Origin of the sequence: Streptosporangium sp. NPDC051023, assembly GCF_040689595.1 — a bacterium.
Lineage (GTDB): Bacteria > Actinomycetota > Actinomycetes > Streptosporangiales > Streptosporangiaceae > Streptosporangium.
The window spans coordinates 1-26,135 of sequence record NZ_JBFBCE010000016.1 but is presented as its reverse complement, the minus strand read 5'-3'; the positions used below and the strand labels follow the sequence as shown (position 1 = coordinate 26,135).

The following is a 26,135-nucleotide window of genomic DNA, read 5'->3' as shown; positions in this document are numbered from 1 at the left end:
CGCCGTGAAGGACGGGACGCCGGGGGCGGCGATCGACGTGGCGCTGTTCCGGCTGCGCCGGATCTGGGCGCGGCCGCTGCGCACGCGCAAGGCCGCGGACCCGCAGCGGTCGGTGCAGATGTCGAACGTGATGGTTGTGCACGCCGTGCACAAGCTGAGCCTGGACGTTCCCGAGGTGACCGTCGGCGCGGTCGCCGAGCAGTTGGACGTCGACCCCTCGACCGCCAGCAGGCTGGTCAACGACGCGATCGGCGCGGGGTTCGTCGAGCGAGAGGAGTCCGAGGTGGACGCCAGACGGGCCCGGCTGAGGCTGAGCCCGAGGGGACGGCGTGTCCTGGAGGTGGTCGTCGCCTCCCGGCGGACCTACGTGGACGGCCTGATCGCCGACTGGGACGAGGCGGATCGGGAGACCTTCGCCAGGCTGCTCACCCGCTTCGCCGAGGCGAGTGCGGCCTGCCCGCCCGATCTGGCGGGCCTCGACCGGCTCATCGCGGAGGCGATCGAGGAGACGGCCGCGAGCACTACTCTCCAGTGACGCCGTCGATCTGCTCGCGGATGATGTCGGCGTGGCCGTTGTGCCGGGCGTACTCCTCGATCATGTGGACGAGGATCCACCGCAGCGAGACGTCCTCTCCTCCGCGCTGCTGCCCGCCCAGGGTGTCCAGGGAGAGCCCGGTGTAGAGCTCGCGGACGCCCTCGATCTCGGCGCGCCAGCGGGTGAGAGCCTCCTCGGCCGTGCAGGAGTCCAGCCGGTCGAAGTCACCGTCGGGATACTGTTCGTTCCAGTAGAGCGGCGGGTTTTCCTCACCGTTGAGGATGTTGCGGAACCAATAGCGCTCCACCTCGGTGATGTGGCGGACCAGGCCCAGCAGGGACAGCGTCGACGGTGCGCAGGGGCGCAGGCTGAGCTGTTCCTGTGACAGCCCGGCGCACTTGACGGCCAGGGTCTCCCGGTGCCAGTCAAGCCACGCGTACAGCATGGTCGCCTCGTCGGCGATGAAGGGCGGATCAATGCGGTCATCGGTCACGGGATCCAATCCTGTCCCGGGGCGCGACCGTTGTCATGCGGTTTTACCGCGCCCGCCCCGCGCCCGCCCCGCGCCCGCCCCGCGCCCGCCCCGCGCCCGCCCTGCGCCCGCCTCGTGCTCCGAGACGCCTGTCCGAGGAGCCGCTGGGGCGCGCATGTGATCGTCGTCAGTCACCGCCCGCCCCCTTCGTCCCGGAGCCCGGAGGCGACGGGAGCGACGAGGGCGGCGGAGGTCCGGGTCTTCCCCGCTCGGCGTCAGTACATCGAGATGTGGACGTGGTCGTAGTGGTTGGCGGTGATGCCGCCCCGGTTCGACATGGCACGCCAGCCGGAGCCCGTGTTGATGCGCTGACGCCAGATCACGTACTTGACGCCGAGCCTGTCCTTGTTCTTGAGGGCCCAGGCGGCTATCTCGTCGCCGAGCCTGACGTTGTCCGCCGTGGGCAGGGAGCCGCCGGTGCTCATCATGAAGTCACAGGCGCGGCCGAGCGGGTGCTCGCCACCGTCGTTCTCCGCCCGGTAACAGCCCACCTCGTGGGGCAGCTTGAAGGTCTGTCCGATGGTCTCGCGCATGATCCGCGTGCGGTCGGTGATGTTGTCCTCGCCGGTCGGCAGCTGGGGAGCCCAGCTGCCGTCGGAGCGGCGCCCGCTGCCCGTGGGAACGAGTTGGTCGAGCTTGTCCTCGATAGCGCGGATCACCTTCTCCGCGTCCGCACGCTGGATCTGCACCGCCTTGGCCTCCTGTCCGATCTGTTCGGTGAGCAGGGCCGCCTTGTCCGCGGCCTGTTTCATGAGATCCCGGCTTCTGGCGAAACCCTGCAGGTAGGCACTCTGCTGGGCGGTGAGCTGTTCCATGACGGCGGCGCCGCCCATGGTCGGGGCGAACAGCATGGAGGGCAGATCGAGAGTGCCGCTCTGGTAGCGGAGCTGGGCGATGGAGTCGACCTGCCTGCCCGCCTCCGCGTAGGCCTCCTCGGCTCTGCGCAGGTCGGCTCTGGCGGCCTCCTCGGCTTTCTGTGCTTTTCTCAGCGACTCCCGCTTGGCCGCGTAGGCCTCGATGAGCCTGTCGACCTTCTTGGTGAGCTGGGCCAGCTCGGTGCGGAGCTGGGACTCCTTCGGCTTGGGCGCGGCGTTGGCCGTGCCCGCCGCGCCGAGGGTGAACGTGAGGGCCGAGACCAGGGAAACGGTCACGACCGCATGGCGACGGAACATGGGGGACAGAGCCGCCACAGCTCTCCTCTCCTCACGCCGGCCGGGTTAGCTGACGGGTTCGGGCTGGAGGAAGCCCTTCCACCGAAGTGGTTCACCCCAAATGCATGGGTCCCCGGCTCTCAGGCGAGGCGCCTGAGATTAGGCATATCGAACTGTTTGTCCGATGCGTGAGGATAGTAGTGGTAAATGAGAGGTCATGCGACCCCAAGACGAGACCAAGTGGTGATCATTTCGTGATAACGGCGCGCAGGCGCCGGGCGGTCTCCTCGGGGAGGACGTCGTTTACGAAAGCCCCCATGGCCGACTCGGACCCGGCGAGATATTTGAGTTTGTCCGGTGCGCGGCGGATGCTGAACAGTTCCAGGTGCGCGTACGACAGCTCCCGGCCGATGTTCACCGGCGCCTGGTGCCAGGCGGAGACGTACGGCATCGGCACCCCGAAAAGTCCGTCGAGGCGGCGCAGCACCTCGGTGTAGAGCGGCCCGAACGCCGCGCGCTCCGCGCGGTCGAGCGCGCCGAGGCCGGGCACCTGGCGGTGCGGATAGAGGTGGACCTCGACCGGCCAGCGGGCCGCGGCGGGCACGAACGCCGTCCAGTGCTCGTTCGCCGCGACCACGCGGATCCCGGCCTCCCGCTCCGCGGCGAGCACGTCGGCGAAGAGGTTGCCTCCGGTTCGCTCCCTGTGGCGTCGCGCCGCGTCCAGGGAGAGCCGGGTACGTGGGGTCACGTAGGGGTAGGCGTAGATCTGGCCGTGCGGGTGGGCCAGGGTGATGCCGATCTCCGCTCCGCGGTTCTCGAAGCAGAACACCTGCTCGACCCCGGGCGTCGCGGAAAGCTCCGCCGTACGGTCGATCCAGGCCTCCATCACCAGTTCGACCCGGCCGGGTGAGAGCTCGGCGAAGGAGGAGTCGTGCTCCGGGGTGAAGCAGACGACCTCGCACCTGCCCACGCCGGGCCGGACCTCGCTCAGGCCGCCGACCTGTGAGTACGTGCCCAGGTTCGCGGAGAAGGAGGGGAAGCGGTTCTCGAAGACGACCACGTCGTACGAGGGGGAGGGAATCTCGGTCGGGCGGCCGGGGGCGGACGGGCACAGCGGGCACTCGCTGGCGGGCGGCAGGAACGTGCGGTCCTGGCGGTGCCCCGCGACCGCGATCCACTCCTCGGTGAGCGGGTCGTAGCGCAGCTCGGAGGCGACGGGGCGGGGTGGCAGATCGCGCTCGTCGGCCGCGCTGCGGTCCGCGTCGTCCCGCCGATCGAAGTAGAACAGCTCGCGTCCGTCCGCCAGCCGGGTAATCGTGCGTTTCATCGGTCCTGTGCCTCGCTCTCCCGCCGCGACTCGGTGACGACGAGCTCGCCGACCCTGGCGGCGAGCTCGTCGCAGGCCTCTTCCGCCAGGCCCGAGTCGGTGATCAGGACGTGGGCCTCGGTCAGCGCGGCGATCGTGCTGATCCCGACCGTCCCCCACTTGGTGTGGTCGGCGGGCACGACCAGGCGGTGCGCCGAGGCGACCAGCTCACGGTCGGTCTCGGCCTCCAGCAGGTTGGGCGTGGTGAACCCGGCCCGGACGCTCATTCCGTGCACGCCGAGGAACAGGGTGTCCACGTGGAGCCCCCTGATGGCCGCGACGGCCACCGGGCCGACCAGCGCGTCCGACGGGGTGCGCACTCCTCCGGTCAGCACCACGGTGCGGTCGGCGCGCGGGGAGCGGTGGAAGACCTCGGCGATCCGGATCGAGTTGGTGATCACGGTCAGCTCGGGCACGTCGACCACGAAGTGGGCGAGCGTCCAGGTGGTGGTCCCCGCGGAGAGCGCGATGGCCGTGCCGGGCCTGACGAGCCCGGCTGCGTGCCGGGCGATCGCCTCCTTCTCCGGCTGCTGGCGCGCCGACTTGGCGGTGAATCCGGGCTCCTCGGTCGAGCCGGGCCCCGCGGCCGTTGCCCCGCCGTGAACCTTCTCCACAAGGCCGCGCTCGGCCAGCACCTCGAGATCCCTGCGGATCGTCATGTCGGACACGCCGAACTCGCGGACCAGGTCGGCGACCCTGACCCCGCCGCTGCCGCGCACCCGCTCGAGAATCGCCTGCTGCCGCTGCTGGGCGAGCATTGACCCACTCCTTAATCCACCAGATTCCAGCAAATTACCACAGAAGAACCTGGGTGAGATGTTGGTTCATGGGGAATAATCGCTCACAGTCGCTCAAGCTCGGCGTGGATGTTCGCCCGTGCCCGCGCCTCGAAGTCGGCGATGTGGAAGATCACCGGAAGGTCGAGCAACGAGCGCAGCACGGCGGCCCTGCCCTCCCTGAAGGCCTCGTCGGGGACGAAGGAGTACTCCTCGCGCACCGCGGCCGTGTAGGCCGCGTAGTCCTCGGGGGAGGAGGCCAGGATCGCCAGGTCGGCGTCGCACAGCACGGCCCCGTCGGCGTCCCCCGGCTCAGGGGCGTGCGTAAGCGTGAGCCTGACCAGCCTGGCGACCGTGCCCACCGCCTCCGCGGGCATCCCCAGCTCGGGGAGCGCGCGCTCGGCCAGCCTGGCGCTGCGCTCCTCGTTGTCGCCGCGCCGGGGATCGTAGACGGCATCGTGGAACCAGGCCGCGAGCCGTACCAGGTCCGGATCGACCGCGTGGCCGGCCAACGCGTCGATGTGGGCCAGCACGGCCTCGAGGTGTGTCGCCGTGTGATATCTGCGGTGCGGCTCGCCGTACCGGGAGATCAGTTCCCTGCCGAGGTGGTCCGCCTCGGCTCCGGTCAGGGACCGCCAGCGGTCCATCAGCTTCTCGCTCATGCGAAGGAAGCCTAGAAGCACCCCCGCGCCCGTGCTCCGGCGTCCGCACGGCGTCGTTCCTTGGGCCTTGTACGGCAGCCGCTCCGGGAGGAACGTGAAAGCCGGACCCCGGGAAAACTCGGGCGGGTCCGTGAGAGGAGTGGCGCGCATGGGCAAACGAGCACGCAAAAGCCGTGCCCGCAGGAAGCGCAGGGCCAACCACGGCAAACGCCCGACGGCCCGTTAGCCGAGACCGTCCCGGGGGTGAGGAGTCCCGAGCCCGTCAGCCGCGGCGGCCCCACGAGGCGAGCAGACGGGTCTGGGCGTCGGTGTCGGAGGAGACGGGCTGCTGCTCCCCGATCACCCCCGCCTGGCGGTAACCGGGCTCCGCACCCGTGAACCACGTCGCGCAGGCCTCGACCAGTTCCGGATCGAGCCGCTCGTCGGCGCCGATCGCCCTGGCCAGGTCCCAGGTGTGGATGAGGGCGTCCGCGAACAGCTCGGTGACATACTCCTTACCGGGAACGTCTCCGAAAGACAGGCGTGCGACACGGGCCAGGGCCCCCTCGTCGCACGCGGCCTGGACGGCGGCGACCGCCGAGGTGTCGAACGCTTTCAACGGGTCGTCGCCGAGCAGATCGCCGTCGAAGGCGTCGCCCACCTCGGCGGCGGTCCGTCCGCCGAGCAGCTCGGGAGCCCATAGGTTCTCGCCGACCACATGGTTGACCAGGGCGCGTACGTCCCAGTCCACGCAGGGCGTCCTGTTCTGCCACTGTTCGGGGGTGATCCTGTGCACGAGAGCGCCGAAATCGTCCAGCGCACGGCGGTAGGCCTCGCGTATGTCGATGGTCATCATGCCCTCCCCAGGTCCTCATCTCGACCGTAACTCCTGGGAGGCCAGTAGTCATCGCGCTTGTAGGGCGTGACCGGCGATACGGGCCGTACCGGACGGCTGGGGCATCGGGGCATCGGGGCGCCGGGTGGTGTTCGGCGGTGCCGTACGGGGCTGTTCGGTGCAGCGCGGTGCCGCGCGGTGCTGTGGCCGCCGTGCGGCGTTCCGGCGCGGTGAGCACTCCATGCGAGCAGGTCGCGACATAGTGTCAGCATGGTGCAAGCGACCGCGGGTGCGGGAACGTCACGTGGCCTGAGACTGCTGGTCGGAACGGCGGCCACGGTGGTCGCACTGGCCGGGGTCAGGGCGGTCGCCGGCATCGCGGGCCCGGCCTTCCTCGCGCTCGTCCTCATCATCGCGGTCAGCCCGCTGCGCGCCTGGCTGCGCCACAGGGGCGCGAGGACATGGGTGCTGGTCACGGTCCCGCTGCTGACGATTCTCCTGCTGCTCATCGTGCTGGTCGGTTCACTGGTCGTCTCGGTCGCGCAGCTCGTGGCGCTGCTCCCGGCCTACGCCGGCCGATACCAGCAGTTGATCGGCTCGATCACCCGGCAACTCGCCCACCTGGGCATCACCCAGGAGCAGGTCAGCGCGATGCTCGGCAAGCTGGACCTCGGTTCGCTGATCGGCCTGGCGCAGGGCTTCCTCGGCGGCCTGCTCGGCATCGGCTCCGCGTTCGTCGTGATCGTGCTGCTGATCTTCGGGATGAGCCTCGACGCGCCCCTGACGCACGACGCGATCAGAGCTCTCGGCTCCGCGCGGCCCCACCTGGTCGAGGCACTGGGCGGGTTCGCCAGGGGAACCTGCAACTATCTGATCGTCTCCACCGTCTTCGGGCTCATCGTGGCGGTCCTGGACGCCATCGCACTGTGGATCATGGGTGTGCCGCTCCCGCTGCTCTGGGGACTGCTGGCGTTCATCACCAACTACATCCCCAATGTCGGGTTCGTCGTCGGGCTCGTCCCGCCAACGCTGCTCGCGCTGCTGGACTCGGGACCGGGTGCGGCGCTCGCCGTCGTGGTCGTCTACTCGGTGCTGAACTTCGTCATCCAGTCGCTGATCCAGCCCAAGTTCGTGGGCGAGTCCGCGGGCCTGTCGACCACGATCACCATGCTGTCGCTCTTCGTGTGGGTCTATGTGCTCGGCGCCCTGGGGGCGATCCTGGCGGTGCCGCTCAGCGCCTTCGCCCGCGCGCTGCTGATCGACGCGGACCCGGAGACCCGCTGGGCCATCCCGCTGGTCAGCGGGCACGCCCCCACCCGCGGATAGCCCGGGGCTGAGGTCCGGGGGTCACGCGGGCTCGCGAACGATCATCTTTGGCCTTCCCGTCACGATCAGCCAGGTGGGCAGCAGGACGACGCACAGCACGGGCAGCAGGTCGATGTCGGCCGCCACGACGGCTGCCATGAACAGGCTCAGCCAGCCCTGCTGGGTGATCGCCAGCACAACGCCGAGGACCGCGCAGGCGACCGCCAGCGTCACCGGGACCGCGGGGGCCAGGGTGCTCGCCAGCAGCCCGAGCGTGACCCCGACGAACACCGCGGGGAAGATCCGCCCGCCCACGAACGCGCAGGTGGCGGCGACCAGCAGCGCGACCGTCTTTACGGCGGCGATCAGCGCGAGTCCGCCGGCGGTGTAGGCGGCGACGTCCGCCGTCAGCTCCTTCATCTGGGTGAGGCCCTTGAACAGGGTGATCCGGCCTCCCACGACGCCGAGCAGGCCGAGTACCAGGCCGCCTGCGGTGAGCCGCGCGACCGGATGGCCGAGAAGACGGAAGAACCGGTGCACGTGCGGGAACGCGTAGACCGCCGCCAGGCCGAGCAGCGTCCCGCAGACCGCGACGACCGCCCCGGTGACCAGGTCGGTCAGACGCGCGCCCGCGTAGTCGGGAAGGCCGAGAGACATCGTCGGGCTGGCGACGACCACCGTCGTCACCGCACCGGCCCCCGCCGAGACCAACGGTGCGAACAACCGGTCCCAGAGTTCCCCCTCGCCCGGTGAGGTCATCGCCTCTGACAACAGCAGCGCGGCGGCGACCGGGGTGCCGAACAGCGCTCCCACGGTTCCCGCCGCCGCCAGTCCCAGCCAGACGCGATGAGTGACATCCGGCAGCAGCCGGGTGCCCAGGGCGATCGCAAGCGCGACGTTGGTCGCGGTGACCGGGTTCTCCGGACCGAGACTGACCCCTCCGGCGAGGGTCAGCACCGCCGCCACGAGCATCCCCGGTACCACGACCGGTGGCAGTGGCCGCCCGATCAGCTCCTCGGTCGCGGGATCGGGGCCCGAGGGCACTTTCCACAGCAGCAGGCCGACGGCCACCCCGGTGAGAGTCAGGACGCCTACCGTCCACCACCCCGTGGAGCCGTCCACGCCCAGCAGGGCAGGCAGGCCCTGCCAGAGGGCCTCCTGCAGCCGCTCCGACAGATGGTCGATCACCAGCAGGAGCAGGCTGCAGGCCGTGCCGACCACCAGCGCGGGCAGGACGAGCGACAGCAGGGCCCGCGCTCCCGGTGCGTTCGCCGCCCCCACATGTCCCCCCGGCCAGACCATGTCATGCGACGCACCGCCATGCCATGCGTTGCCCGGCTCCTACCCGGCGCCCCCTATCCCGCCGGGAGCAGGAGCCTAAACGAATCTTTGCCGCGTGCGCGGCTGCGTGCTCGGCTGTGTGCGCGGCTGCGTGCGCGGCTGTGTGCTCCATGCCCGCCTGCACCCGGTCCTCTCACGGCTCTTCGCGAGTCCAGGGAACGGCTCAGGGGGGTGGCGCCGCCGTACATCTGCCTCTGGCGATACGGCCCGCGGCGCGGATCGTGCGGACGGGCGGCGGGGGAGGGGAGCGGAGTGCTACCGCCGCCCGTCCGGTCGGCAGTGGTCGATAGTGAGGTATGACGAACTCGCGAGTGGCGATCATCGGCGGTGGCATCGGCGGCCTCTGTCTCGCGCAGGGGCTGCGCGGGGCGGGCGTGGACGTGACGGTCTATGAGCGAGACCGCACCCCCGCCGACCGGCTCCAGGGCTACCGCATCCACATCGACCCCGCGGGCGCCCGCGCGCTTCACGAGTGTCTGCCACGAGAACTGTGGGAGGCGTTCCTGGCGACAGCGGGCAAGAGCGGGCAGGATTTCGGCTTCCTCACCGAGAAGATGGGACGCCTGCTGCTGCTCGAAACCCCGCACAGGCCCGACCCGCTGGACAACCACCACTCTGTCAGTCGGATCACGCTCCGCCAGGTGCTGCTGTCCGGGCTCTCGGACGTCGTCAGGTTCGGCAGGATCTACGAGCGCTACACCCGTGAGCAGGACGGCACCATCACCCTGCACTTCGCCGACGGGACAGCCGAGACCGCGGACATCGTGGTGGCCGCGGACGGCGGCAACTCACGAGTCAGGAAGCAATATCTCCCACACGCCCCGCGGATCGACACCGGCATCCTCACCGTCGCCGGCAAGTTCCCGCTCACCGACGAGACACGCGACCTGGTCGCCCCCCGGCTCTGGCGGGGGCCGAACATGGTCATCCCTCCCAAAGGATGCGGCATGTTCACCGCGCCCCAGGAATTCAACGACATCGAGGAGATCAAGTACCTCGGGGGCTCGGTCCCGACCTCGGGGATCGGGCGCACCGAGCAGCCGGGCGCGCTGTTCGACAACACCGGCGACTACGTCATGTGGGTCTTCGGTGCGGCGGGCGGACGTTTCCCCGACGGCCTTTCCGGCATGACCGGCGAGCACCTCAGGGACACCGTGGCCCGGATGATCGCGGGCTGGCACCCCGACCTGCGGCGGCTGGTCACCGACTCGACCCCGGAGACGGTCTCCCTGCTGCCGATCCGCACCTCGGTGCCGATCGCCCCCTGGCCCGCGACGAACATCACCCTGCTCGGCGACGCCGTGCACAGCATGACCCCGATGCGCGGCATCGGAGCCAACATCGCCCTGCGTGACGCCTGCCTGCTCGCCCGCGCGCTGAGCGGCGAAGGGGACCCGGTCACGGCCATCGCGGGCTACGAGGCCGAGATGCGCGAGTACGGCTTCGCCGCCGTGCGCAGATCGCTCATGGCGGCCAGGCAGTTCGTCAACGAGAGCCGTCTAGCCAGGGGCGGCTTCAGAACGGCCCTGAGGGCGGCCCAGCGGCTGCCCGCCCTCAGGCGCAGAGCGCTTTCCTGACCTTCACGGTAACCGCTGCTCAACCCAGACGACCTTGCCCTTCTCGGTCGGGCGGGAGCCCCACCGGTGGGCGAGCCAGTTGATAAGGCTGAGCCCCCGGCCCGTGTCGTCCTCGCTGCCCGCATCACGCATGACCGGCAGCACCGAGGAAGAGTCGGTCACCTCGCACACGAGCGTCGGGCCGCGCAGCAGGCGCAGCCCGACGCCGCCCGAGCCGTGCTCGACGGCATTGGCGACCAGCTCGCTGACCATGAGCTCGACGGTGTCTGCGATCGCGTCGAGCCGCCATTCGGCGAGCGTGGCGCGCACGAAGGCGCGGGCCCGCCCCGCGGAGCGGGGTTCTGAGGGAAGCAGGAGGTCGACGACGTCGTTCTCACCGAGCTCACGCACCCTGGCCAGCAGGAGCGCGATGTCGTCGCGCTCATGCCCGGGGCGCTGCGCGCCTATCGTGAGGTCGCAGAGCTCCTCCAGATCCCGCCGCCCCCCGGTGAGCAGATCGCGCAGCATGCCGATGCCCTCGTCGATGTCCCGTTCGCGGCTCTCGACCAGGCCGTCGGTGTAGAAGGCGAGGACCGAGTCGTGCGGAAGCACCAGCTCGCATCTCTCGAACGGTTCGTTGCCGATGCCCAGGGGGAGACCGGGGGGAAGCTCGAGCAGCTCGGTCTCGCCGCCCGGCCGTACGAGGATGGGGGGCACGTGCCCCGCGCAGGAGATCACACAGGCCCGCGTGACCGGGTCGTAGGTGGCGTAGACACAGGTCGCGATCTGGGTGGTGTCCAGGTCCTGGCTCATCCGGTTGAGCCGGAAGAGCACCTCGGCGGGGCAGAGGTCGAGGCTGGCCAGCGTGCGGGCGGCCGTGCGGAGCTGGCCCATCGTCGCGGCGGCCCTGATGCCGTGCCCCATCACGTCGCCGACCACGAGGGCGACCCGGCACCCCGGCAGCGGGATCACGTCGTACCAGTCGCCGCCGACCCCAACCAGGTCGCTCGCGGGCAGGTAGCGGGAGGCGATCGTCAGGCCGAGCGGCTGGTAGAGGTCGGCGGGGAGCAGGCTGCTCTGCAGGGTCAGCGCGGTACGGCGCTCGCGGTTGTAGAGCCTGGCGTTGTCGAGGCAGACCGCGGTCCTGGCCGCCAGTTCCTCGGCGAGGTTCACATCCTGTTCGTCGAAGGGCTCGCTGTCCGGCCTGCGGGTGAAGATGACGAAGCCGAGCACCCGACCTCTCGCCTTCAGCGGAACCACCAGGAACGAGCTGTCCTCCAGCACCCTGGAGACCGACTCGCGCTTCCAGGACCGTCCGATCTCCTCCGAGGTCCTGCGGCCGAGGCGGGGGTAGAGGATCGGGTTGCCGGTGGCCATGCATCTGGCGTACGGCGTCCACGCCGCGTAGCTGACGACCTCGTCCACCGGGAACGCGTCGGCGTAGTCATCCGGCGTCGTGCTGGAGACGCCGACGGCGATCCGGCGCACCATCGCGGAGCCGTCGATGCTGCGCTGCGCGAACTCCCCTTCGGCCAGCAGCCGGTCCTGCACCAGGATGCCCGCCGCGTCCGCGAAGCGCGGTACGGCGACGTCCATCAGCTCCCTGCCGGTCTCGAACATGTCCAGCGTGCTGCCGATCCGCTTGCTCGCCGCGTTGAGCAGCGAGAGCTGTTCGTGCATGGTCGCGGGGCTGCTCATCCGGGGCGTCGACGACGCAGGGTCCTTGGCGACGAAACGGCGGTTCACTCGCTCCACCACAGCTCTTGGCCTCGCAGACCGTGGGCGGCGGCTCCCGGGTTCCCTACGGTGGCGCGGGCGCCCTCGCGGCGGAAGGTCACCGGACCCGATCCGCCGGGATGGCCGCTCGCGCGGCCGATGATGACGCCGTCGAACCCCGCCACGTTCCCTCCGGTGTGACTTGACTGCCGTTCATGGAGAATCGTAAAGAATGATCTATATCTAGCATCCGCGTTTGACATAGATTTCTTGATATTTCTCCGCAGCGTAAGCCCAGTGCCGGAAGTTTCCGAACTCGGTATCCGCCGGATTCCCGCGCCCTCACGCCCTCGTGCCGCTCGTCCCGTGGGAGGGGACGCCTGCCGGCAGGTCAGCCCGGCCGCCGCCGCCTCGATCCGGTCGCGGGGCGGCGCGAAGTCCTTCATCCTTCCAGACAGGTAGCGGTCGCAGGCGTTCAGGTCGAAATGGCCGTGCCCGCACAGCGCGGTCGGCGGGACTTTCGGCTCACCGGCCTCCCCGCACCACAGCGCGTGGGCGGACTCCGGCGCCGGGACGCCCCTCTCAGTCCCGGTGAAACGCACGGTCGTCTCGAAGCGTTCGGCCGGACCCATCGCGACCGCCTCGAACAGACCAAGCTCGTACATGTGCGACAGCAGGGGCGACATGCCGGGGTAGCGCAGCCTGCCCGCGTGGATCGGGTCGGGCGCGAACTCGCCGATCACGGTTTGGCAGGGCACGCGAGAACGGTGTGACGAAGGACACGAAAAGAGCCGATGGCACGCGGGTGGCACGGGAGATCGAAAAATCTTTCTGAAGATCGAAAGGCCAGGTCCTCCCGAGTGGGATGACCTGGCCTTTCGTCATCTGAGCGGACGACGGGAATCGAACCCGCGTAGCCAGTTTGGAAGACTGGGGCTCTACCATTGAGCTACGTCCGCGCGAGCCGGTGTCAGTCTGGTCTAGACTTCATCCGGTCGTCAGGGCGTAAGCGTACCGGAGATCCGGAGCGTGCGCGCACCCGACGGACGGGGTGTGGCGCAGTTTGGTAGCGCACCTGCTTTGGGAGCAGGGGGCCGCAGGTTCAAATCCTGTCACCCCGACGCTGGTCAGAGGCCGATCCGATCCTGGATCGGCCTCTTTCCTTCTCGGCTCTGTTTCACCACGTTTCTCCAGCATGGATGCCCCGTCCTTCAGGACGGGGGGGAAATGCGGGACGGTCCCTCATGGTGTTCTCCGGTTTTTCTCGGCGGGACTTGTTACGTTGAGTGAGTCAGTGATAACCAAGCTGGCGTTGTGTGACCGCCCCAGGGCATGGGGTGGCAGCGCGGGGAGCCCTCCAGCCGTTGGGCGGGGCTGTGAACCGCGAACCTCCCGGTTTCGGCCGGGAATCCCGGTCCTTTCGGGGCCGGGAGGATGTCAAGGGAGCGTTCTTCGGCGATGCCGGGGGCGCGCGCCGAGAGCAGGGCCTGGCCCGCGCTGAGAGGCGGGGGCGACACACATGCCGCGGTGACAGGTGGATCCGGGGCTTCAACGAAGGGGAGGCTGCATCCGGATCATTCGGGAACTCGGGGTTCCACGGTGCTTTGGCGCCGGGAGGCGGCTCGGTGCGCCGCTGCGATCAGGGGGTGCCGCTGAAAAGGGCCCAGACGGCCTTGCCGCCGCGGTTGAGGTGGTCCCAGCCCCAGCACTTGCTGTAGGTCTCCACGATGTAGAGCCCGCGGCCGTTCTCCGAGATGAAGTCCGGCTCCTTGGGGGTCGGGACCTCGTCGCTGGGGTCGGCGACGGCCAGGAGCACATGGGGGGACAGATGAAGGAGCACCAGGGTGATCGGGTTGGTCTCGACCTTGCTGGGCGGGCACAGCGCGTAACGGACCGCGTTGGTCACCAGCTCCGAGACCACCAGCGCCGCGTCGTCGCTCAGCTCGGACAGGCCCCAGTCGTTCAGTGTCGATCTGGTCACATCCCGGGCCGTCTTCACGGAGTCCGCCTGACGCGGCAGCGGACACGCCGTGGCGTCAGAGTGGTCGGCCGCGAGAAGCTCGTCGAAGCTCACCTCGCGAGTCGCCTGCAGGTAGCCGGCAGCCGATTTTGGCTCCTCCACCATCCTGCCGGTACCTCCCGCTGTCATCGTGAGTCTCCGTGCCGGTTGTGAGTTTTCAGAGCTTGTGCACCATAAGCCCAATATGCACTAGGCCATCATGGGTCACCGGAACGTCTGCTGCAAGACCCAAATGCACGTGCAGTTGCAATGTGCAGCCGCATGGGCGGTTACCACGAGAGATTGTCGAACCGGACACGGAGTTGAGACCTTGTCATGGCGCCTGGAAGTGGTGACACTGTGTGCGCTGGCCCAAGTACAGAGGGAGGCGAAGTGACGCAGGTTCAACCGGGCTCGGGTCCCACAGCTCTGCGTATTCTCTTGGGCTCCCAACTGCGTCGGCTTCGCGAGGCCAAGGGCCTGTCGCGTGAGGAGGCGGGTCATCTGATCCGCGGCTCCGAGTCCAAGATCAGCAGAATGGAGCTCGGCCGGGTCGGCCTGAGGGAGCGCGACGTCACGGACCTGCTCACCTTCTACGGCGTCGAGGACGAGGAGGCCAGGGCCGCCATCATGGAGCTGCTGCTCAGGGCCAACGAGCCCGGCTGGTGGCACCGCTTCAACGACCTGCTGCCCTCGTGGTTCCAGACCTACGTCGGCCTGGAGGAGGCGGCCTCCCGGATCCGCACCTACGAGGTGCAGTTCGTGCCCGGCCTGCTCCAGACGAAGGAGTACGCCCGCGCCGTCATCACCGCGGGCAGCGCGGGCATCTCCCCCGAGGAGATCGCGCGCCGCGTCGACCTGCGGATGCAGCGTCAGCAGGTTCTCGAACGGTCGGACGGGCCGTTCTTCTGGGCTGTCATCGACGAGGCCGCGCTACGGCGCCCCATCGGCGGCGCGGACGTAGCACGCGCGCAACTGGAGCATTTGCTTGACCTCATGCGCCAGCCCAACATCACGATTCAGGTCATGCCGTTCAGTTTCGGCGGCCACAGCGCTGAGGGCGGAGCCTTCAGCGTGCTGCGCTTTCAGGACAACGAGCTTCCTGACGTGGTTTACGTGGAGCAGCTCGCCAGCGCCCTCTACCTGGACAAACGCGAAGAGGTCGACCGCTACAGCGAGGTCATGGAGCGGTTGTGCGCGGTCAGCACCACTCCGGGGGAGACGACTGACATCCTGCGACGAATCATCAAGGAGAACTGAACAAGCGCCGGTCGCTCCGAGGTGCAGGTCTGCCCTAGACTGGCCAGCGGCGCTGGACACCCGCCACAGCGGAGCATGCCCTAATCTCGCATGTCTGGATGGCTGTGCCCGGTACCGCTCATGTGGGCGCGGCGCGCGAGCTTGCCGCGGTAGCCGTACGACTTGACGCGCCCGCGATCACTCGAAGCTTGATCAAGGAGACCACCCCGTGAAGACCGCTGTCGAGGAGCTCAGCCCGACCCGGGTCAAGCTCACTGTCGAGGTGCCGTTCGAGGAGCTCGGCGAGAGCCTGCAGGCGGCGTACAAGAAGGTCGCGCAGCAGGTGCGCGTCCCCGGCTTCCGCCCCGGCAAGGTTCCGGCCCGGATCATCGAGCAGCGCTTCGGCCGCGCGGTGGTGCTGGAGGAGACCCTCAACGACGCGGTGCCGAAGCTGTACGGCCAGGCCGTCGACGAGAGCGACATCTTCCCGGTCAGCCAGCCGAACATCGAGGTCACCAAGATCGATGACGGCGAGCAGGTCGAGTTCACCGCCGAGGTGGACGTCCGCCCGAACTTCGACGTCCCCGACTACGCGGGCATCGAGGTCACCGTCCCGGTCGCCCAGGTGTCCGACGAGGACGTCGAGGCCCAGCTCAACGGTCTGCGCCAGCGTTTCGCCACGCTGACCGGCGTCGAGCGCCCCGCGGCCAACGGCGACTACGTCGTCATGGACCTGGCCGCCGCGATCGACGGTGTGAACATCGAGGAGCAGCAGGCCAACGACGTCTCCTACGAGGTCGGCGCGGGCTCGGTGCTGCAGGGCCTGGACGACGCGCTGGCCGGCATGGCCGCCGGTGACGTCAAGGAGTTCACCACCAGCCTGGTCGGCGGCCAGAACGCCGGTGAGGACGCCGTGGTGACCATCACCATCAAGAACGTCAAGGAGAAGGTCCTCCCCGAGCTGGACGACGAGTTCGCCCAGCTGGCCAGCGAGTTCGACACCCTCGACGAGCTCAAGGACAGCGTCCGCGAGCAGGTGCGCCGCACCAAGCTGATCGACCAGGTCGTCCAGGCTCGCGAGAACGCCCTGGAGGCCCTCCTCGCCAAGATCGACATTCCGATCCCGGACAGCGCGTTCAAGGCGGAGGTCGACAACCGCAAGCACAACCTCGAGCACCAGATCGCCGAGAGTGGCCTGAGCAAGGAGGCGTACTTCCGCCTCTACCAGACCACTGAGGAAGAGCGTTACGCCGAGTTCGACGAGGGCGCCGCCAAGGCGATCAAGACCGGCTTCGTGCTCGACAAGATCGTCAAGTCCGAGGAGCTCGGCGTCAGCGAGCAGGAGCTGACCGACTTCGTCGTGCGCCGCGCCATGCAGATGAACGTCGCCCCCAACACGCTCGCCCAGCACCTGGCCGACAACGACCAGCTCACGCTGGCGATGGTCGAGATCGTCCGTGACAAGGCCAAGAGCGTCGTGGGTGACGCGGCCAAGGTGACCGACGAGGCGGGCGAAGAGGTGGACCTCAAGGCCATCTACACCGAGATCAACGGTGCGCCTCTCGTCGAGGAGGACGAGGAGGGTGCGGACTCCGCCGAGGAGACCGCCGGTGACGAGGCCGCGAAGGCCGACGACGAGGCCGCCAAGTAAGGCACGCCGCGACGCACACGACGCCTCCGCGGTGCCCGGCACCGCGGAGGCGTCGTCTTTTCCCGGCCTCTCATGGGTTTCCCGGCGGCCGGAGTCTCCTCCCGGGCCCGCGGATCCCGCCGAGCTGAAAAGCCGATCTCATGAGCGGTCGCGTGGAGCTGAGCGCCCACGTGAACGCGGGCAGACGCCGGCCCCGGCACGTTGTGGCGGGTTCGCGGCAGGAAGAGCGGGATCGGTCTGTGAGGTGTCCGGCAGGTCTCCCGCTCGCAGGGCCCTGGGCAGAGCTCCATGTTTTCTCGGCATAGTCCTCCTGCCTGCCTGGGAGTTCTTTCCGGCCGGACTTCTCGTTGCGGTCCTCCGAGAGTGCTCTCCCGGGTGCTCCGGTCGTACGGCGCGCACGTTCTGGGACACGCCCCATCCGCCTCCTCACTTCCCGGGTGCCCCGGGACCTCTCTCCCGTGACGCCGATGTCACGGCGCGCGGCGGGATCGGACGTGGAAACGCCGTGTGGACAGGGACTGGGAAGCGGGTCCCGGGCTTGGCGGAAGAGGTCCGGAGCATTCCGGGGAGCATGCGCCGTCAGCGAACAGCACGTGGAGGGGGCATGTCCGGTAGGCGGCGCGCGTTAAGGTCACAAGCAAAGCCAATCGATTACGACGCATCGGAAGGTGACGCTGTGACCAGCCCGCCGACCTTCTACCAGCCGACCGGCTCCGGGCCCGAGTCGATGAGCCAGCCGAACGGCTCGTTCAGGCTCGAAGACCAGCTCTACCAGCGGCTGCTGCGTGAGCGCATCATCGTGCTGGGCACCCAGGTCAACGACGAGATCGCCAACCGAATCTGCGCCGAGCTGCTGTTGCTCGCCGCGGACGATCCCGAGAGGGACATCTGGCTCTACATCAACTCGCCAGGCGGATCGGTGACCGCCGGCATGGCGATTTACGACATGATGGAATATGTGCCTAACGATGTGTGCACGGTCGCGATGGGCCTGGCCGCTTCCATGGGTCAGTTCCTTCTCTGCGCCGGCGAGCGGGGCAAGCGTTACGCCCTCCCGCACGCCCGCATCATGATGCACCAGCCGTCCGGAGGCATCGGCGGCACCGCCGCCGACATCGCCATCCAGGCGGAGCAGATGCTCTACGTCAAGAAGACTCTTGCGGAGCGCATCGCCTTCCACACCGGCCAGCCGCTCGACCAGATCGAGGCCGACTCCGACCGTGACCGCTGGTTCACGGCCGAGGAGGCCAAGGACTACGGGTTCATCGACCAGGTCGTGCGCAGCGCTCGGCAGGTGCCCTCAACGGGCGCCGTCTCCTGAAGGGGCAAAAGGTGAGTGAGTTGATCCGGCCGGGAGACATCAACGGCCGCTATGTAGTTCCCTCCTTCGTCGAGCGCACGTCGTATGGCGTGAAGGAGATGAGCCCGTACAACAAGCTGTTCGAGGACCGCATCATCTTCCTCGGCGTGCAGGTGGACGACACGTCGGCCAACGACGTCATGGCACAGTTGCTGACGCTGGAGTCGATCGACCCCGATCGCGACATCAGCATCTACATCAACTCGCCGGGCGGCTCGTTCACCGCCATGATGGCGATCTACGACACGATGCAGTTCGTCCGGCCTGAGATCCAGACGGTCTGCCTCGGTCAGGCGGCCTCGGCCGCGGCGATCCTGCTGGCCGGAGGCACTCCGGGCAAGCGGTTCGCCCTGCCGAACGCCCGTATGCTGATTCACCAGCCCTCGACCGAGGGCGGTGGCCAGGGAAGCGACATCGAGATCCAGGCGCGCGAGATCCTGCGGATGCGCTCGCAGATGGAGTCGATCCTGGCCAGGCATTCGGGCAGGAACGCCGCCGACGTCCGCAAGGACATCGAGCGCGACAAGATCCTCGATGCCGAGGAAGCGAAGGCGTACGGGCTGATCGACGACATCATCCCGTCACGCAAGAAGCTCGCCAAGGCCATAGCCTCTTAATGAGGCCCATCGCACCGGAACGGTGCCCAATTGGGCACCTTCCGGTGCGACTCGCCGCTAGGGGGCTCACTGAGGGCTCAGAAGACGGTAACGTCGAAACCTGAGCGGGATGACTTTTCGTACCGGGTATCGGGCCGGTCGGAAGAAACGGACCGCGACAGCCAGGGCGGTCCCACGCAAAGGAGTATCTGGGGTGGCACGCATCGGCGACGGGGGAGACCTGCTGAAGTGCTCTTTCTGTGGGAAGAGCCAGAAGCAAGTCAAGAAGCTCATCGCCGGACCCGGCGTATACATCTGCGATGAGTGCATCGATCTCTGCAACGAGATCATCGAAGAGGAGCTCAGCGAGTCCTCCGAGCTCAAGTGGGACAGTCTGCCGAAGCCGAGGGAGATCTACGAGTTCCTCGACGCCTACGTCATCGGTCAGGACCAGGCGAAGAAGGCGCTCTCGGTGGCGGTCTACAACCACTACAAGCGGGTGCAGTCCGGCGAGCGCGGGCGTGACGACGGCATCGAGCTGTCCAAGTCCAACATTCTGCTGCTGGGCCCGACCGGTTCCGGCAAGACACTGCTCGCCCAGACGTTGGCGAAGATGCTGAACGTGCCGTTCGCCATCGCCGACGCCACCGCCCTGACGGAGGCGGGTTATGTGGGCGAGGACGTCGAGAACATACTGCTCAAGCTGATCCAGGCCGCTGACTACGACGTCAAGAAGGCCGAGACCGGCATCATCTACATCGACGAGGTCGACAAGATCGCTCGCAAGAGTGAGAACCCCTCGATCACCAGGGACGTCTCCGGTGAGGGCGTGCAGCAGGCCCTGCTGAAGATACTGGAGGGCACCACGGCGAGCGTGCCGCCCCAGGGCGGACGCAAGCACCCCCACCAGGAGTTCATCCAGATCGACACCACCAATGTGTTGTTCATCTGCGGTGGCGCCTTCGCGGGCCTCGAGAAGATCATCGAGTCTCGGGTCGGCAGGAAGGGCATCGGCTTCAACGCCATCATCCGCTCGAAGGACGACATCGACTCCTCCGACATCTTCGGGGACGTCATGCCGGAGGACCTGCTGAAGTTCGGCATGATCCCCGAGTTCGTCGGCCGCCTCCCGGTCATCACGAGCGTGCACAACCTCGACCGTGAGGCGCTCATCCAGATCCTCACCGAGCCGCGCAACGCCCTGGTGAAGCAGTACCGCCGCCTGTTCGAGCTGGACAACGTCGAGCTTGAGTTCACGGACGACGCCCTTGAGGCCATCGCCGACCAGGCGATCCTGCGGGGCACCGGGGCCAGGGGGCTGCGCGCCATCCTGGAGGAGGTCCTGCTGTCGGTGATGTACGAGGTGCCCTCCCGGCAGGATGTGGCGCGCGTCGTCATCACCCGCGAGTCGGTGCTCGAACACGTTAACCCGACTCTCGTGCCGCGTGACCAGCTCAACAAGCAGCAGCGCACGCCGCGGGAGAAGTCCGCATAGATCGGTCTGTACGGCGACGCCCCCGCGGTGGTAACCCGCGGGGGCGTCGCCGTTTCCGTGTTTTTCCGGTCGTCGTCCCGGGACGGCTGCTCCAGAGCTGTCACCCTGAAGATCCAGAGCCTGCCTTGGCCCCGGACTCCGGCCTGAGGCCAGACCTCGGCCTGGATCCGGCGGGTCTGGGTCGAAGCTCGTCCTGAAGGTTGGTATCTCGCCTTAGACCCGGGCCCCGCTCTGGGGCCGGACCTCTGCCGCTCTGGGCCCCGGAGCTCGTTGTGGAGGTTCGGAGCTCATCCAGGGAGTTCGGGACCGCGGAGCCGGCGGACCAGGATGCGCTTGGGAAACCCCGGGAGGATCGCCCTGGAAGACCTTGGGACGCCGCGCCCTACCGGACCAGCCGGTGCAGCAGCGCCTCGTACTCGCCGAAGCCCGCGACCTCGCGCTCAGGCTCCTTGGCCTCGTCGTCCCAGCGGCGCAGCCGTACCGCGTCCCGCGCGTACGGATCGGACTCGAACTCGGCCACCTCTTCCGGTCCCATCGGCCCGCCCTGCACGCTGAGCGTGTAGCGCGAGGCCTCGGACAGGAGGTCGTGGTAGGAGCTCTCGACCGCGCACAGGTAACGCTTGGCCGCCACGTGCAGCCGGATCGGCTCGGTCACCTCGGGGCCGAACCACCGTGCGAGCCAGTCGGCACCGACGTGGCTGTGCCGGTTGTCCGTGCCGCCCATCAGGTCGTGCCCGCTGATCTCCCCGGTGAAGTGCCCCACGTCGTGCAGCAGCGCAGCGGCCACCAGCTCCGGCGCGGCCCCGTCCCTGAGCGCGCACGCTGCGGCCTGGAGCATGTGGGCCGCCTGGCTGACCTCTTCACCGAGATAGTCGTCCGCCCCCGGCCCCTCGAACAACGCCCGCAGGTGATCCACGACCGCCTCCCTGCGGCGCAGCACGGCGAGGTTTCCCGCCAGACCGTCCAGATCCGCATAGCAGCCCTGCAGGTGCCGGTCCCCGCTCTCGGTAAAACCGGTCCTTGCGTGCAGGATCCGGGTGTTGTCGAAGATCACGCAGTCGCCCGGAGCGAGCCGGAGCCTCACCTGGAGGTCCGGTCTGTTGAGGATCTCCGCGAACGCGCGATAGGCGGCGTAGAAGGCCTCGGTCCGCTCATACGGCAGCCGCACCGGCTGCATCGACCGGTTGTTGAACCTCACCTCGCGGATCCTGCCGAGCGGGTCGAGACCGATCATCGGGCGGCTCGCCGTCAACTCCGTGTTCGCGTCGCCGTACCGGAAGGTGACCGGGGTCGAGGCCAGCAGCTCGAACGCGGCCGGGTTCTCCGCGCGCAGCAGCGCGGCCGCGTTGAACCCGTCGACCAGCCCGGACTCGCCGCCCTCAACGGCGTTGGACAGGCAGTGCAGCAACTGCACCGTCGGGACCGGATCACGGTAGGGGTTGTCGGTGTGCGGGGTGATCGGCAGCCCGGTGAAGGCCAGGTTCACCGGGGTGGCCTCGACCCGCACGTCGAACAGCCTGCCGTAGTTGGTCTCCCTGACGTAGCCGAAGGCTCCGGCGACCTCCAGCACCGCTCCAGGTTCCACGGGAACCTCACGCAGCAGCACGAAGCCGGTGCGCAGCACCGCGTTGAGGCACTCCCGCATGTGGGCGGGGTCCGCGAGACAACGGGACCAGTTCCCCTCCGGCGGGGTGAGCGTGGCCCACAACGCCTTGGCGTCCTCGGTCCTGTCGTCGGGGACGGTGCCGTCCAGCGCGTGGGAGGCCAGCCAGGCGGGGTCGAACCGAGCCGCGTGGCCGTCGCTGAAGGTCACCAGGAAGCCGTCGCTCCCGACGACCTCGATTCGTGGATCCAGGTCTGTGACACCGAACAGCTTCTGGCCGTTGCGGGGGTCACGGCACTCGGGGCAGGGACAGTTGTCACGCAGCCAGACGGCGGGGAACGCCGAAGGGGACGGTGCTGCGGGGGAGGCGTTCATACCTGGGTCTCCTAGGAGGCGGAGCGGATGAGGGTGTTGGCCTGCACTGAGTTGTGCACGGTGAAGGCGACGGCGTCGCCGAGGTAACGGTCGTCGGACCACTCGAGCGGCCGGTTCTCCGGGTCGGTGGTACGGCGCAGCTCACGCAACAGGGGGGTGCGGGGGCGGACGCCGAGCAGCCGGGCGTCCTCCGCCTCCGCGGGAATCGCGCTGACGGTGTGCTGTGCGTGGGCGAACAGCACACCCAGCTCTTGGAGCCGGACGGTGATGGACTCGTTGTCGGTGTCGATCCCGCCGATGAGCGCGCCGACCCGCTCGACGTACGCGGTGCGCTCGACCATCACGGGCCGTCCCGACAGCAGCCTGAGCCGGGTCAGATGGTAGATCCGGGAGCCGGGATCGAGGTCGAGGCGCTCCGCCTCCAGGTCCGTCGGCTCGCGCCGGACCAGCGCGACCACCCGTCCGCCCGGAGTCTCACCGATCGACGCCGCCCACTGGGAGAAGCTGTGCAGCTGGCTGAAGCTCTGCACCAGCGCCGGTTGCAGGACCAGCCGTCTGGTCCCCTTGCGCGAGGAGATCAGCCCGTCGGTGGCCAGCACCGTGAACGCCTGCCTGACGGTTCCCCGCGAGGCGCCGTGGCGCTCCGCCAGCTCGCTCTCCGATGGCAGCCGGGAACCGGGCGGATAGGTCCCGTCCGCGATGCGGGCGCGCAGCTCGTCGGCGAGCTGCCGATAAAGGGGCGACATGTATGAATAGGCTAGAAGATGTATAGACACCTTGCAAGAGCCTGGGAGTTGGGGACATCGACTACCCGGACGTCCCTAGAATTGGACATCGTGACGACGCCAGAGCTGCCTACCCAGTACACCCCCGCCGACGTGGAGACCCGGAGCTACGAGCGCTGGGTGTCTGAGGGGCACTTCACCGCCGACCCGAGCAGCGAGCGCGAGCCGTACAGCATCGTCCTGCCCCCGCCGAACGTGACCGGCGTCCTGCACATCGGCCACGCCCTCGACCACTCGATCCAGGACGCGCTGACCCGCAGGGCCCGCATGCGCGGCCAGGAGACGCTGTGGCTGCCGGGCATGGACCACGCGGGCATCGCCACTCAGAACGTCGTCGAGCGTGAGATCGCCAAGGACGGCCTTTCCCGTCACGACCTCGGCCGTGAGGCCTTCGTCGAGCGCGTCTGGCAGTGGAAGGAGGAGTCCGGAGGCCGGATCCTCGGCCAGATGAGGAAGCTCGGCGACGGTGTCGACTGGTCCCGCGAGCGCTTCACCATGGACCCCGGGCTCTCCCGTGCCGTCCAGACCATCTTCAAGAGGCTCTTCGACGACGGGCTCATCTACCGCGCGGAGCGCATCATCAACTGGTGCCCGCGCTGCCTGACCGCGTTGTCGGACATCGAGGTCGAGCACAGCGAGGACGAGGGCGAGCTGGTCTCGATCCGGTACGGCTCCGGCGAGGACGAGATCGTCGTCGCCACGACCCGCGCCGAGACCATGCTCGGCGACACCGCCGTGGCCGTGCACCCCTCCGACGAGCGCTACGCCCACCTGATCGGCAGGGAGGTCGAGCTCCCGCTGACCGGGCGCCGCATCCCGGTCGTGGCCGACGAGCACGTCGACCCCGCCTTCGGCACCGGAGCGGTCAAGGTCACCCCGGCGCACGACCCCAACGACTTCGAGATCGGCCGCCGTCACTCGCTGCCGTCCCTCACGGTCATGGACGAGCGCGGTGTGATCACCGCACACGGCCCGTTCCAGGGGCTCGACCGTTTCGAGGCGAGGCCGGCCGTGGTGGCCGCGCTGCGTCAGGAGGGCCGGATCGTCGCGGAGAAGCGGCCCTACCTCCACTCGGTCGGCCACTGCTCACGCTGCAAGACCGTGGTCGAGCCGAGGCTGTCGCTCCAGTGGTTCGTCGACGTCTCCCCCCTGGCCAAGGCCGCGGGTGACGCGGTCCGCGAAGGCCGTACGAGGATCCACCCGCCGGAGCTGGCCAAGCGTTACTTCGACTGGGTCGACGACATGCACGACTGGTGCATCTCGCGGCAGCTGTGGTGGGGGCACCGGATCCCGGTCTGGTACGGCCCGGCGGGCGAGGTCGTCTGCGTCGGTCCCGACGAGGAGCCGCCCGCCGGCTACGTTCAGGACCCGGACGTCCTTGACACCTGGTTCTCCTCGGGGCTGTGGCCGTTCTCGACACTCGGCTGGCCGGACAAGACGCCGGAGCTGGCCAAGTTCTACCCGACCTCCGTCCTGGTCACCGGCTACGACATCCTGTTCTTCTGGGTGGCCAGGATGATGATGTTCGGCATCTACGCGATGGAGGGCCGTCCTCCCTTCCAGACCGTCGCGCTGCACGGCATGGTCCGCGACCAATACGGCAAGAAGATGTCCAAGTCGTTCGGCAACGTGGTCGACCCGCTCGACTGGGTCGAGCGTTTCGGTGCGGACGCCACCCGCTTCACGCTCCTGCGCGGCGCCAACCCCGGCTCCGACGTGGCGATCAGCGAGGAGTGGGCCGGAGGCTCCCGCAACTTCTGCAACAAGATCTGGAACGCGACCCGCTTCGCGCTCATGAACGGCGCCGCGGTCGGCGAGCTGCCGGTCGAGAGTCTGACCGCGGCCGACCGGTGGATCCTCTCCCGCCTGCAGGAGGTCGTCACGTCGGTCGACGCGGCCTTCGAGGAGTTCGAGTTCGCCAAGATCTCCGATGTGCTGTACCACTTCGCCTGGGACGAGGTCTGTGACTGGTATCTGGAGCTCGCCAAGATCCAGATCGCCTCAGGGCAGGAGCACACCCGTCTCGTGTTGGGACACGTCCTCGACGCGCTGCTCCGGCTGCTCCATCCGCTGGTGCCGTTCGTGACCGAGGAGCTGTGGCGGGCGGTGACCGGAGGTCCGTCGATCGTCGTCGCCCCCTGGCCGGTGGCCCAGGAGTCGTTGCGTGACCGCTCGGCGGAGGAGGAGATCCTCGCCCTTCAAGGGCTGGTGACCGAGATTCGCAGGTTCCGTTCCGACCAGGGTCTCAAGCCGGGCCAGCGGGTCGCGGCACGCCTCTCGCTCACCGGTACGGCTCTCGCCTCGCACGAGGGGGCGATCAGGTCGCTGCTTCGTCTGGACCAGCCGTCTGATGCGTTCGCCGCGACCGCGCGCCTAGACGTGGGCGGGATCCTGGTGGAGATCGATACGGCCGGGACCATCGACGTGGCCGCCGAGCGCAAGCGCCTGGAGAAGGACCTCTCCGTGGCGCAGAAGGAAGCCGCCCAGGTGGCGGCCAAGCTCGGCAACGAGCAGTTCATGTCGAAGGCACCCGATGACGTGGTGACCAAGGTGCGTGCCCGCGCGGCTCAGGCCGACCAGGACATCGCCAGGCTGTCGGCTCAGCTCGCCGCGCTGCCTGCGGGCTGAGCAGGCGTTCGTCGCCTACGAGGGTTCGTTCGTCGCGCGTGTGGTTTGTCTGGAGCCCGGGGTCCGTTGACCCCGGGCTCCTACGTTTGGAACCCGGTGACCCAGGGAAGACTTAGTTGTTACCGGCAAGTGGGTCATGACAGCCCGAGTGGGCTGCTAGAGTTCTTCAAGCGGGACGAGATCCCGCACACCCCTCCAAAAGATCACTGAAGATCTGGCAGATCCAAGGGATTGGACAGAAGCCAGATGTCAGAGTAAGTTGGAAGGGTTGCTCCGGAGACGGGGCAGTCGAGATCCTAGCGGGTCCGGCAGGTTTGGGTTGGCTGAAGCGAAAAGCGACAGTTTGACACGGACTAGGCGGATCTGATAAGATTGAAACACGGAAGTGTGCGCCCCGGAAGCTCCGACCGGTTGATCTGGTCGGGCGGATGGTGAACGCGTCCGTTTCTTGAGAACTCAACAGTGTGTTAAAAGCCAGTGCATGAAGCACAACCCGTCCCAACCACACGATGTGTGGGGGATGGATTCCTTTGGTTGATGTGCCCACATGTGAATTGGGTGCTTTCAGCCGGGGTGAACTCAAAAAACATTGTTTGGAGAGTTTGATCCTGGCTCAGGACGAACGCTGGCGGCGTGCTTAACACATGCAA

General features: G+C 68.2%; 21 protein-coding genes, 2 tRNA genes, 1 rRNA gene and 1 riboswitch. Of the genes, 11 read left to right on the top strand and 13 right to left on the bottom strand.

Annotated elements, in window-relative coordinates; translation table 11 throughout:
- Window positions 1–4 precede the first annotated feature (4 nt).
- On the top strand, window positions 5–535 hold the full coding sequence (locus AB0395_RS13090; RefSeq protein ID WP_366280177.1) for a MarR family winged helix-turn-helix transcriptional regulator: 531 nt from the start codon (window positions 5–7) through the stop codon (window positions 533–535).
- Here AB0395_RS13090 and AB0395_RS13085 read toward each other — a convergent pair.
- The 6 genes from AB0395_RS13085 to AB0395_RS13060 all read right to left on the bottom strand — a co-directional run bounded on the left by AB0395_RS13085 (window position 522) and on the right by AB0395_RS13060 (window position 5,857).
- On the bottom strand, window positions 522–1,028 hold the full coding sequence (locus AB0395_RS13085; protein ID WP_366280175.1) for a DinB family protein: 507 nt from the start codon (window positions 1,026–1,028) through the stop codon (window positions 522–524). The genes AB0395_RS13090 and AB0395_RS13085 overlap by 14 nt on opposite strands.
- 254 nt (window positions 1,029–1,282) lie before the next feature.
- Complete coding sequence (locus AB0395_RS13080) at window positions 1,283–2,218, bottom strand: hypothetical protein (RefSeq protein WP_366280172.1); 936 nt, start codon at window positions 2,216–2,218, stop codon at window positions 1,283–1,285.
- A gap of 41 nt (window positions 2,219–2,259) precedes the next feature.
- Window positions 2,260–2,394, bottom strand: a riboswitch (cyclic di-AMP (ydaO/yuaA leader).
- Between the two features lie 71 nt (window positions 2,395–2,465).
- On the bottom strand, window positions 2,466–3,545 hold the full coding sequence (galT, locus tag AB0395_RS13075; RefSeq protein ID WP_366280169.1) for a galactose-1-phosphate uridylyltransferase: 1,080 nt from the start codon (window positions 3,543–3,545) through the stop codon (window positions 2,466–2,468).
- Window positions 3,542–4,342 carry a DeoR/GlpR family DNA-binding transcription regulator gene (locus AB0395_RS13070; protein WP_366280166.1) on the bottom strand — a complete coding sequence of 267 codons (801 nt, stop codon included), beginning with the start codon at window positions 4,340–4,342 and terminating at the stop codon, window positions 3,542–3,544. Before AB0395_RS13070 ends, galT begins: the two co-directional genes overlap by 4 nt.
- An 83-nt stretch (window positions 4,343–4,425) precedes the next feature.
- Complete coding sequence (locus AB0395_RS13065) at window positions 4,426–5,022, bottom strand: metal-dependent phosphohydrolase (protein WP_366280165.1); 597 nt, start codon at window positions 5,020–5,022, stop codon at window positions 4,426–4,428.
- Window positions 5,023–5,284: 262 nt separating this feature from the next.
- Entirely contained in the window at window positions 5,285–5,857 is a 573-nt protein-coding gene (locus AB0395_RS13060; RefSeq protein WP_366280162.1) for a TIGR03086 family metal-binding protein, read from the bottom strand.
- 249 nt (window positions 5,858–6,106) lie between these two features.
- Here AB0395_RS13060 and AB0395_RS13055 point away from each other — a divergent pair, with 249 nt between their 5' ends.
- Window positions 6,107–7,162 carry an AI-2E family transporter gene (locus AB0395_RS13055; protein WP_366280159.1) on the top strand — a complete coding sequence of 352 codons (1,056 nt, stop codon included), beginning with the start codon at window positions 6,107–6,109 and terminating at the stop codon, window positions 7,160–7,162.
- 21 nt (window positions 7,163–7,183) lie between these two features.
- Here the strand turns inward: AB0395_RS13055 and AB0395_RS13050 are convergent, their stop codons facing one another.
- Window positions 7,184–8,443 (bottom strand): ion channel protein, encoded by a 1,260-nt coding sequence (locus tag AB0395_RS13050; RefSeq protein WP_366280156.1) that lies wholly within the window; start codon window positions 8,441–8,443, stop codon window positions 7,184–7,186.
- 335 nt (window positions 8,444–8,778) lie between these two features.
- Between AB0395_RS13050 and AB0395_RS13045 the strand changes: the two genes are divergently transcribed.
- On the top strand, window positions 8,779–10,059 hold the full coding sequence (locus AB0395_RS13045; RefSeq protein WP_366280153.1) for an NAD(P)/FAD-dependent oxidoreductase: 1,281 nt from the start codon (window positions 8,779–8,781) through the stop codon (window positions 10,057–10,059).
- A gap of 3 nt (window positions 10,060–10,062) precedes the next feature.
- Here AB0395_RS13045 and AB0395_RS13040 read toward each other — a convergent pair whose 3' ends face one another.
- The 3 genes from AB0395_RS13040 to AB0395_RS13030 form a co-directional block, all read right to left on the bottom strand.
- A complete protein-coding gene (locus AB0395_RS13040; RefSeq protein ID WP_366280151.1) occupies window positions 10,063–11,784 on the bottom strand; it encodes a SpoIIE family protein phosphatase in 1,722 nt (573 codons plus the stop codon).
- A complete protein-coding gene (locus tag AB0395_RS13035) occupies window positions 11,781–12,512 on the bottom strand; it encodes a hypothetical protein (RefSeq protein ID WP_366280150.1) in 732 nt (243 codons plus the stop codon). The genes AB0395_RS13040 and AB0395_RS13035 overlap by 4 nt, the downstream gene beginning before the upstream one ends.
- Window positions 12,513–12,642: 130 nt before the next feature.
- Window positions 12,643–12,713, bottom strand: a tRNA-Gly gene (locus tag AB0395_RS13030).
- 88 nt (window positions 12,714–12,801) lie between these two features.
- Here AB0395_RS13030 and AB0395_RS13025 point away from each other — a divergent pair.
- Window positions 12,802–12,875 (top strand) — tRNA-Pro (locus tag AB0395_RS13025).
- Between the two features lie 518 nt (window positions 12,876–13,393).
- On the opposite strand, the gene AB0395_RS13020 is transcribed toward AB0395_RS13025, so the two are convergent.
- Window positions 13,394–13,903 carry an ATP-binding protein gene (locus AB0395_RS13020; protein ID WP_366280148.1) on the bottom strand — a complete coding sequence of 170 codons (510 nt, stop codon included), beginning with the start codon at window positions 13,901–13,903 and terminating at the stop codon, window positions 13,394–13,396.
- A gap of 243 nt (window positions 13,904–14,146) precedes the next feature.
- Between AB0395_RS13020 and AB0395_RS13015 the strand changes: the two genes are divergently transcribed.
- The 5 genes from AB0395_RS13015 (at window position 14,147) to clpX (ending at window position 20,094) form a co-directional block, all read left to right on the top strand.
- On the top strand, window positions 14,147–15,013 hold the full coding sequence (locus AB0395_RS13015) for a helix-turn-helix transcriptional regulator (protein WP_366280146.1): 867 nt from the start codon (window positions 14,147–14,149) through the stop codon (window positions 15,011–15,013).
- Window positions 15,014–15,221: 208 nt separating this feature from the next.
- Complete coding sequence (gene tig / locus AB0395_RS13010; protein ID WP_366280143.1) at window positions 15,222–16,643, top strand: trigger factor; 1,422 nt, start codon at window positions 15,222–15,224, stop codon at window positions 16,641–16,643.
- Between the two features lie 727 nt (window positions 16,644–17,370).
- The gene (locus AB0395_RS13005; protein ID WP_366280401.1) at window positions 17,371–17,964 is read left to right on the top strand and encodes an ATP-dependent Clp protease proteolytic subunit; all 594 of its coding nucleotides are present in this window, start codon (window positions 17,371–17,373) and stop codon (window positions 17,962–17,964) included.
- 11 nt (window positions 17,965–17,975) lie between these two features.
- Window positions 17,976–18,620, top strand: a complete 645-nt coding sequence (locus tag AB0395_RS13000) for an ATP-dependent Clp protease proteolytic subunit (RefSeq protein ID WP_366280141.1) — start codon at window positions 17,976–17,978, stop codon at window positions 18,618–18,620.
- 193 nt (window positions 18,621–18,813) lie between these two features.
- Entirely contained in the window at window positions 18,814–20,094 is a 1,281-nt protein-coding gene (clpX, locus tag AB0395_RS12995) for an ATP-dependent Clp protease ATP-binding subunit ClpX (protein ID WP_366280140.1), read from the top strand.
- A 382-nt stretch (window positions 20,095–20,476) separates the two neighbouring features.
- Here the strand turns inward: clpX and AB0395_RS12990 are convergent, their stop codons facing one another.
- Together AB0395_RS12990 and AB0395_RS12985 are read right to left on the bottom strand one after the other, a co-directional pair.
- Window positions 20,477–22,072 carry a TauD/TfdA family dioxygenase gene (locus AB0395_RS12990; protein WP_366280138.1) on the bottom strand — a complete coding sequence of 532 codons (1,596 nt, stop codon included), beginning with the start codon at window positions 22,070–22,072 and terminating at the stop codon, window positions 20,477–20,479.
- A gap of 11 nt (window positions 22,073–22,083) precedes the next feature.
- Window positions 22,084–22,818, bottom strand: coding sequence for a GntR family transcriptional regulator (locus tag AB0395_RS12985; protein ID WP_366280137.1), 735 nt, complete (start codon window positions 22,816–22,818; stop codon window positions 22,084–22,086).
- Between the two features lie 81 nt (window positions 22,819–22,899).
- Between AB0395_RS12985 and AB0395_RS12980 the strand changes: the two genes are divergently transcribed.
- Together AB0395_RS12980 and AB0395_RS12975 are read left to right on the top strand one after the other, a co-directional pair.
- Window positions 22,900–25,485 (top strand): valine--tRNA ligase, encoded by a 2,586-nt coding sequence (locus AB0395_RS12980; RefSeq protein WP_366280135.1) that lies wholly within the window; start codon window positions 22,900–22,902, stop codon window positions 25,483–25,485.
- Between the two features lie 590 nt (window positions 25,486–26,075).
- Window positions 26,076–26,135 (top strand): 16S ribosomal RNA (locus AB0395_RS12975); the annotation flags it as partial.

What these genes read in the sequence shown, in the direction of transcription:
- galT (WP_366280169.1), bottom strand. Translation starts at nt 3,545, where the DNA reads ATGAAACGCACGATTACCCGGCTGGCGGACGGACGCGAGCTGTTCTAC.
- AB0395_RS13070 (WP_366280166.1), bottom strand. Translation starts at nt 4,342, where the DNA reads ATGCTCGCCCAGCAGCGGCAGCAGGCGATTCTCGAGCGGGTGCGCGGC.
- AB0395_RS13065 (WP_366280165.1), bottom strand. Translation starts at nt 5,022, where the DNA reads ATGAGCGAGAAGCTGATGGACCGCTGGCGGTCCCTGACCGGAGCCGAG.
- AB0395_RS13060 (WP_366280162.1), bottom strand. Translation starts at nt 5,857, where the DNA reads ATGATGACCATCGACATACGCGAGGCCTACCGCCGTGCGCTGGACGAT.
- AB0395_RS13055 (WP_366280159.1), top strand. Translation starts at nt 6,107, where the DNA reads ATGGTGCAAGCGACCGCGGGTGCGGGAACGTCACGTGGCCTGAGACTG.
- AB0395_RS13050 (WP_366280156.1), bottom strand. Translation starts at nt 8,443, where the DNA reads ATGGTCTGGCCGGGGGGACATGTGGGGGCGGCGAACGCACCGGGAGCG.
- AB0395_RS13045 (WP_366280153.1), top strand. Translation starts at nt 8,779, where the DNA reads ATGACGAACTCGCGAGTGGCGATCATCGGCGGTGGCATCGGCGGCCTC.
- AB0395_RS13020 (WP_366280148.1), bottom strand. Translation starts at nt 13,903, where the DNA reads ATGACAGCGGGAGGTACCGGCAGGATGGTGGAGGAGCCAAAATCGGCT.
- AB0395_RS13005 (WP_366280401.1), top strand. Translation starts at nt 17,371, where the DNA reads ATGAGCCAGCCGAACGGCTCGTTCAGGCTCGAAGACCAGCTCTACCAG.
- AB0395_RS12990 (WP_366280138.1), bottom strand. Translation starts at nt 22,072, where the DNA reads ATGAACGCCTCCCCCGCAGCACCGTCCCCTTCGGCGTTCCCCGCCGTC.
- AB0395_RS12985 (WP_366280137.1), bottom strand. Translation starts at nt 22,818, where the DNA reads ATGTCGCCCCTTTATCGGCAGCTCGCCGACGAGCTGCGCGCCCGCATC.